General features: G+C 68.3%; 10 protein-coding genes. 3 read left to right on the forward strand and 7 right to left on the reverse strand.

The genetic code is table 11. The features are described from left to right. Both WA965_RS00220 and WA965_RS00225 read right to left on the reverse strand, forming a co-directional pair. Positions 1-469 (reverse strand): DNA glycosylase family protein (locus WA965_RS00220; protein ID WP_526446870.1); only part of this gene is annotated, 469 nt, incomplete at its 3' end. 9 nt (positions 470-478) lie between these two features. Then, entirely contained in the window at positions 479-850 is a 372-nt protein-coding gene (locus WA965_RS00225; RefSeq protein WP_526299784.1) for a DUF427 domain-containing protein, read from the reverse strand. A gap of 41 nt (positions 851-891) precedes the next feature. Here WA965_RS00225 and WA965_RS00230 point away from each other — a divergent pair, with 41 nt between their 5' ends. After that, the gene (locus WA965_RS00230; protein WP_526299786.1) at positions 892-1,365 is read left to right on the forward strand and encodes an SRPBCC family protein; all 474 of its coding nucleotides are present in this window, start codon (positions 892-894) and stop codon (positions 1,363-1,365) included. Here the strand turns inward: WA965_RS00230 and WA965_RS00235 are convergent. From WA965_RS00235 to WA965_RS00250, 4 genes are read right to left on the reverse strand one after another with little or no spacing between them, the layout of a single operon-like run. Further along, positions 1,362-2,744, reverse strand: coding sequence for an NAD(P)/FAD-dependent oxidoreductase (locus tag WA965_RS00235; protein WP_526299788.1), 1,383 nt, complete (start codon positions 2,742-2,744; stop codon positions 1,362-1,364). The two genes, WA965_RS00230 and WA965_RS00235, sit on opposite strands and share 4 nt — an antisense overlap. A gap of 30 nt (positions 2,745-2,774) precedes the next feature. After that, entirely contained in the window at positions 2,775-3,824 is a 1,050-nt protein-coding gene (locus WA965_RS00240) for an NAD-dependent epimerase/dehydratase family protein (protein WP_526299790.1), read from the reverse strand. Continuing rightward, the gene (locus tag WA965_RS00245; RefSeq protein ID WP_526299792.1) at positions 3,821-4,327 is read right to left on the reverse strand and encodes a nuclear transport factor 2 family protein; all 507 of its coding nucleotides are present in this window, start codon (positions 4,325-4,327) and stop codon (positions 3,821-3,823) included. The genes WA965_RS00240 and WA965_RS00245 overlap by 4 nt, the downstream gene beginning before the upstream one ends. Before the next feature lie 44 nt (positions 4,328-4,371). Continuing rightward, entirely contained in the window at positions 4,372-4,803 is a 432-nt protein-coding gene (locus tag WA965_RS00250; protein WP_526299793.1) for a hypothetical protein, read from the reverse strand. A 66-nt stretch (positions 4,804-4,869) separates the two neighbouring features. Here WA965_RS00250 and msrB point away from each other — a divergent pair, with 66 nt between their 5' ends. Next, entirely contained in the window at positions 4,870-5,337 is a 468-nt protein-coding gene (gene msrB / locus WA965_RS00255; protein ID WP_526299795.1) for a peptide-methionine (R)-S-oxide reductase MsrB, read from the forward strand. Further along, on the forward strand, positions 5,334-5,843 hold the full coding sequence (msrA, locus tag WA965_RS00260) for a peptide-methionine (S)-S-oxide reductase MsrA (RefSeq protein WP_526299797.1): 510 nt from the start codon (positions 5,334-5,336) through the stop codon (positions 5,841-5,843). Before msrB ends, msrA begins: the two co-directional genes overlap by 4 nt. Before the next feature lie 12 nt (positions 5,844-5,855). Here the strand turns inward: msrA and WA965_RS00265 are convergent. Beyond that, positions 5,856-7,138 (reverse strand): cytochrome P450 (locus WA965_RS00265; protein ID WP_526446872.1); only part of this gene is annotated, 1,283 nt, incomplete at its 5' end.

A 7,138-nucleotide genomic window follows, 5' to 3' on the forward strand; every position in this document is an offset into this window, starting at 1 on the left:
GGTGCGCAGCCCCCGGTCCGGGTGCCGGCGCGCCGAACCGGGTGACCAGGCGACGCCAGCCACGATGCGCATCGATGCCGTAGACGCGCTGTTCGAGGATTGCGGGTAGCAGTGCTTCCAAGACCTGGCCGGTGCGACCGAGTCGCAGGTGAGGGACCCGACGCCGGGCCGCAGCGAGGGTCGGCTCGACCGGCTGGAACCCGGTCGCGTCGTCGTCTGCGCCCAGCAAGGCGGGCAACCCGTCGGTGAATTCGTCCGCACCCGGTCCCCAGGCTTCGCAGTCGACGGTGTCGGGCGCCCCCCGGCAGATCCGGGCCGTCACCGCGCCGCTGCGCATCACGCTGGTCCGCCAGATCGCCCCGTCGGCGCCGACGTGATAGCAGGGATCCCCCCTGCCGCGACGCAACGGCGACAGCGTCAGGCCCGGACTGGCGGGTCCGTCGAAGACCACGCTGGCCGAGCTGGGCACGACGCCAGCCTAGGCGCCCACCCCGACATCGGCCTTGTCCGGATAGAACGCGACGTGACCTGCGATGGCGGCGACCGCGGGGAAGGGGTCCTCATAGGTCCACACCGCGTCGTCGACGGTTCCTGCGTGAGCGGTCTGCAGGTGGTAGTAGCCGGCGTCCCCCTTGAACGGGCAGTACGTTTCGGTCTCACTGCGGGTCAACTGGGCTACGACGTCGGCGATCGGGATGTACTGCACCGCCGGATAGCTGGCTTCCCGGAGAGTCAGCGCGGCATCGGATTCGGCCACCACTTCTCCGTGGATGCGGACAGTCACGCGGGTGCCTGTCGGTTCGACGGTGATGGGGTGCTCGGCTGTGGGTTCGAGTACGGGTCGGGTCATGTCGTCATTCAACGACAGCGGTGGCCGATAACATCCCCGATATGACCGCATCGGCCGCACCCGACGCCCAGGGATCCGTCACGATCGCCGCCGACCCCGCCGCGGTGTACGCGTTGCTCACCGATCTGCCCACGCTGGCGACTCTGGCCGAAGAAGCCGAGACGATGCAGTGGCGGAAAGGGCAGGCCGCCCGCGCCGGTGCGGTGTTCTCGGGGCGCAACCGCAACGGCTCGCACACGTGGACCACGAAGTGCACCGTGACCGCTGCCGATCCGGGCCGGGCGTTCGCCTTCGATGTGCGGTCCTTCGGCATCGTGCCGATCGCCCACTGGCGCTACGACATCGCGGCGACAGAGACGGGCTGCACAGTCACCGAATCCACGTGGGACCGCCGACCCCGATGGATCCTCAGGCCGGCGGCGCGGACCACCGGCATCACCGACCGCACCGCCGCCAACACCGAACACATCAGGATCACCCTGCAGCGGCTCAAGGAGCGCGCCGAACACATCTAGTGTGGGCGCCCGGCGATCTTGTCGGCCACCACCGCGATCGGGGATGTGTGCGATCTCCCGCGGGCCTCGTGCCAGTCGGCGGCCTTGTACGCCAGGTACATTCCGCGCACGCCCAACCAGCGCAACGGCTCGGGCTCCCACCCGCGGGAGCGATGACCGACCCAGGGCAGGGTCGTCAGTGGGGTGGCGCGATCCAGGATCAGATCGGCGAGGGTGCGCGCCGCGAGGTTGGTGGCCGTGACGCCGTGCCCGACGTAGCCACCCGCCCAGCCCAGCCCGGTCGCCCTGTCATGGTCGACCCCCGCCTCCCAGTCCCGCGGCACCGCCAGCACACCGCACCAGCCGTGGGCGATCGGCACGTCGGCGACCTGCGGAAGGATGGCGTGCAGGGTGTCGCGCAGGTGCGCGATGGTGTGCTCGGGCACCCGCCCGTCACGGTCGGTTCTCGATCCGAACCGGTACGGCACACTGCGCCCCCCGAGAGCGATCCGGTCGTCGGCCGTGCGCTGGGCGTAGAAGAAGCCGTGCGCGGTGTCGCCCAGGGTCTCCCGGCCCTGCCAGCCGATCTCATCCCAGCGTGCTGCCGGTATCGGGTCGGTGGCGATCATCGAACTGTTCATCGGGAGCCACCGACGCTTCAGACCGGGCAGTGCCGTGGTGAAGCCCTCGGTGGCGCGCACGACCACCGGGGCGCTGACCGTCCCCCACGTCGTGGATGCGCGTCCGGCACTGATCTCGCGGACCGGGGAGCGCTCATAGATGTCGACGCCGAGCCTTTCGACGGTGTCGGCAAGGCCTCGTGCCAGCATGGCCGGTTGGATCCGGGCACAATGCGGATTGTGGTAGGCCGCGACGACGGCGTCGAGTCGAATGCGCTGGGCGACATCCTCTTTCGTGAGCTGCTCGATACCGTCGATCTGCCAGCGCCGTTCGGCCTCGAGAGCTGCGGTCAGCCGTGACGCCTGGGCCGGGTTGCGGGCGATCTCCAGAGTGCCGCCCTTGACGATCCCGGCATCGATGGACTCGCGGGCGGCGACGTCGATCACCTCGTCGACGGCCTCGTTGAGCGCCCGCTGCCAGGCCACCACGCCCTCGCGGCCGTACTGGCGCGCCATCCGCTCCCGGTCGCCGGGAACCAGACCCGACAGCCAGCCCCCGTTGCGGCCCGACGCCCCGAACCCGGCGAACCGGGCCTCGAGCACCACGATGCGCAGCCCGGGATCGGCCTTCTTCAGGTAGTAGGCCGTCCACAGCCCGGTGTATCCGGCACCGACGATGCAGACGTCGGCGTCACGGCTGCCGGGCAGCGGGTCCCGAGGGGTCGGCGCACCGTCGAACCAGTGGGAGACGTGGCCGTTGATCGGCGCTCGGGTGGACACCCACCGATTGTGGCAGCTGGAGCGGTGCCCTCAACCGGCGGGCTTGCTCGCCCGCTTGGCCGCACGAAGGCCCACCCAGAACTTCGCCGCTTCCCGGATGGACTCCTCGACCGGCCTTGGCTGCCAACCCAATTCGCGCTTCGCCTTGCTGCAGTCGACGGGCGCTTCAGCGCGCATCAGGCGCAGCGAGTCCAGCGACAGGCGTTCGTCGGTGCCTTTCAACCGCGCCTTGAGGCTGCCCAGCACAGCCATCGCATAGGACAGCACCAGCGGCAGCTTCTTCGTCGGCGCGGGCACGCCCGCGGCGTCGGCGGCGATCTGCACCACGTCGGTGTTGGAGATCATTCTCTCCGAGATCAGGTAGCGCTCCCCGACGCGACCCTTCTCAGCTGCCAACACCATGGCCTCCGCGGCGTCGTCGATGCCCACCGCCTCGAGTTCGATGCCGCTCATCACGAACGGCAGCTTGCCGAATGCCGCGCCGGCGATGATCGCGCCGTGCGGGGTGCGTCCCCAGTCACCGGCGCCGTAGGTCGTGGACACACACATGGCGACGGCGGGCAGCCCCCGGGAGCGGGCGTAGTCCAGCACCAGATTCTCGGCCTGCACGCGCGACCTGACGTACGGCGTCAAACCCCGGTCGGAGATGGTGTCCGATTCGGTGGCGACGCGGCCACGCCGGCGTCCCACGGTCACGTAGCTGCTGGTGAAGACGAACTTCTGCAGTTTCTCGGCGACGGCGGGTTCCACGGCGACGTCGAGGACGTTGCGGGTGCCCTCGACGTTGGTGCGGAACAGCGGTGCGGGGTCACGCAGCCAGCCGCGGGCGTCCACGACGCAGTAGTAGACGACAGCGCAGCCGGACATCGCCTGCCGCAGCACTGCGTCGTCCCAGATGTCCCCGATGAACCGCGTCACCGTCAGATCGTCGATGCCGATGGTGTTCGCGCCCTCCCGCACCATCACCCGCACGTCCTGGCCGGCGGCAACCAGCCGACGGGTGACGTGGCTGCCGAGGTAACCGTTGGCGCCGATCACGAGGACCGGTGCGAGCGGAGCGACGGGAGACGGTCCGGTCACTTCCGGGGCCCGAACTTGGCCATCCACTCCGCTGCGACTTCGGGCAGGGTGCCGAGTTCGGCGGCCTTCCTGCACCACTTCACGGTCGTCGAGACGAACCGCAGCGGGTTGTAGATGTCCTCCTGCCGACACCATTTCCCGTCACCGGCGTAGGTGACGATCGAGATGTTGGTGGCGCTGATGATCGTGCCGTCCCCCGGGTCGCGCATCGGGTTGTCGAGTTCGCAGATGACACGAGCCGTCGCTTCGTCGTAGACCCGCCACAGTGCCGGGAACGACGTCATGTAGCTGCCCGGGAAGGTCTCCATGGTCTTCCAGATCCATGGCCGCACCTCCTCGCGGCCGCGCATCGTCCCGGCCGCGTGCTCGATGTAGAGGATGTCGTCGGAGTACTGGTCAACCCATGGATCCCAGTCGCGGGTCTGCGCCGCGCGGTCGACCGTCCTCTCGAACTCCGCGAACGCAGCTACGAGCTCTTCTCTGGAGAAAGTGTTGGCCGTCACACCGGAAACTAGAACACGTTCTACCCGCGGTTGTCGAGCGCCGATCAGGCGACGCTCAGCACTCGACGTATGCCCAGCGGATTCTGCAGCGGGACATCCAGCCCCCCGAACACCGCGATCATGATGCAGGCCCGCCCCACCGCCTTGGGCAGCGTTCCCGAGCGCAGGTCGACGACCACGTCGTCGGCTGTTTCGTGAACGGTTGCGGCCACCCCGAAACACTCCGGAGTCCCGGTGGTGAAGTGAAGTCGGACCATACGTTCGTCGGTGGTGCGACTCCACGCCTCGGGCTGCATCGGGTTGGTGTCGACGATCGCCGGCTCATCGGTGAACATCAACGCGGGCGTTCCTGGCAACACTTCCGGGACCGGGACCGGCGGCGATGGTTCGGGGGTCGGCTGGGCGGCCGCCGGCGCAGCCGCGCCGGCTATCGCGAGCGTCAGCAGAACCGCGAGTACACCCGCACCGTTGCGCATGGTCCGAGCGTAATGCGGGCCGACGATTCGGATTAAAACCGCAGCACAAACGGTTATACCCACGCTATGACACACAAATACAACAAGAACCCCGCGGCCGTCGCCGCGCTGTCACCCGAGCAGTACCGCGTCACCCAGACCGACGGCACCGAGCGGCCCTTCACCGGCGAGTACTGGGACAACCACGAGCCCGGCATCTACGTCGACGTGGTGTCCGGAGAGCCGCTGTTCGCCTCGGTCGACAAGTTCGAGAGCGGTTCGGGCTGGCCGAGCTTCACCAGGCCGATCCAGAGGGACAACGTGGTGGAGAAGCGTGACTTCAAGCTCCTGCTGCCTCGCACCGAGGTGCGTTCCGCTCACGGCGACAGCCATCTCGGTCACGTCTTCAAGGACGGTCCGCGCGACGAAGGCGGCCTGCGCTACTGCATCAACTCGGCGGCCTTGCGTTTTGTCCACCTCGACGATCTCGAGGCGGAGGGGTATGCAGAGTACAAGGGACTTTTCATGAATCCGGCAGGAAAGGAACACAAGTGAGCGACTACAAGCGCGCAGTGTTGGCGGGCGGCTGCTTCTGGGGGATGCAGGATCTGATTCGCAAGCAGCCCGGCGTCGTCTCCACCCGGGTCGGATACACCGGTGGCAAGAACGATCACCCGACCTACCGCAACCATCCCGGGCACGCCGAGGCCATCGAGGTCGTCTACGACCCCCAGCAGACCGATTACCGGGCGGTGCTGGAGTTCTTCTTCCAGATCCACGATCCGACGACCAAGGACCGCCAGGGCAACGACGTCGGCACGAGCTACCGCTCGGAGATCTTCTACGTCGACGACGAGCAACGCCAGGTCGCCGAGGACACCATCGCCGACGTGGATGCATCCGGGTTGTGGCCGGGCAAGGTCGTCACCGCGCTCAGTCCGGCGCCGGAATTCTGGGACGCCGAACCCGAGCACCAGGACTACCTGGAGCGCTACCCCAGCGGATACACCTGCCACTTCCCGCGGCCGGGCTGGAAGCTGCCCAAACGCGCCGAGGTCTGATCCCGCGGGCCGTCAGACGGCAGGACGGCGGCGGTGCACGATGACGCGGCCGCCGTCCTTCGGGGTGTAGGCGACCCCCCGCGAATGTGACTTTTCGCCCGTCTCGGTGGTCGTGCTGATCACGAAGTGCCGCAACACCGTTCGCAGCACCACGTCCATCTCGACGTTGGCGAACGCGGCGCCGACACACCGGCGGGTGCCGCCGCCGAACGGAATGTGGGCGAAGGTGTTCGGCCGCTCGCCGATGAAGCGCTGCGGATCGAAGCGCTCCGGGTCCGGGAACTCCTGCAGCCGGTGGTGCACCTGACCGATCGCGACGACGATCGAATATCCCTGCGGGATGACCCAATCCCCGAGCTGGAATGCGGGAGCGTAGACGTGCCTGCCGGCGAAGTCGATGACGGTGCGCGATCGCTGGATCTCCAGAATGGTCGCCTGCCGGTACTCGCCTGCGTCGGTGTCGGCCTCGGCCACCAACTCGGCCAGCACCTCGGGGTGACGACTGATGCGCTCGAACGCCCAACCCAGGGTCGCTGCCGTGGTCTCATGGCCGGCCGCCAGCAGCGTGAGCAGTTCGTCGCCGATGTCCTGGCGCGACATCGTCGAGCCGTCCTCGTAGGTGCTGCGCAGCAGCAGCGCGAGCACGTCGTCGCGGGTCTCGAAGTCCGGGTCGGCCTGCACCGCGTCGATCAGCCGACCGATCACCTCGTCGTACCGCCGCCGATAGGCGGCCAGCCGCCCCCAGGGACTGAACCGGCCGTAGGTGCGGGTCGGGGTCGGCAGCACCGCCAGACGCGAACCGAGCGTGACCCACGGCGGAATGATCCGGCGCAACTCGTCGAGCTGCGCGCCGTCGGCGCCGAAGACCGCCCGCAGGATCGCGTTGAGCGTGATCCGCATCATCGGCTCGAGGGTCTCGAAGGCCTGCCCCTCGGGCCAGTCCGCGGCCTCGCGCAGCGTCTCCTCTTCGAAGATCGTTTCGTAGTTCTTGATGCTCTTTCCGTGGAAGGGCGGTGTGAGCAGCTTGCGCCGGCGGCGGTGATCCTTCCCGTCGAGGGCGAAGACCGACCCCGAGCCGAGCACCCGGGACAGGTTGGGCTGGATGTTGCCCACATCGTCGGTGTTGGCCATGAACAACTGCTTGGCCAGTGCCGGGTCGGTGACGATCACCGTCCGTCCGAACACCGGCAGCGTCAGCGTGAAGACGTCACCGCAGCGGCGGACGATCTGCGCGACGGTCCACTTGCGGGAGACCGAGAAGCCGAGGCCCTGCAGGAACGTGGGCAGGGGCGGAG

Source organism: Mycobacterium sp. (assembly GCF_049683935.1).
Lineage (GTDB): Bacteria > Actinomycetota > Actinomycetes > Mycobacteriales > Mycobacteriaceae > Mycobacterium.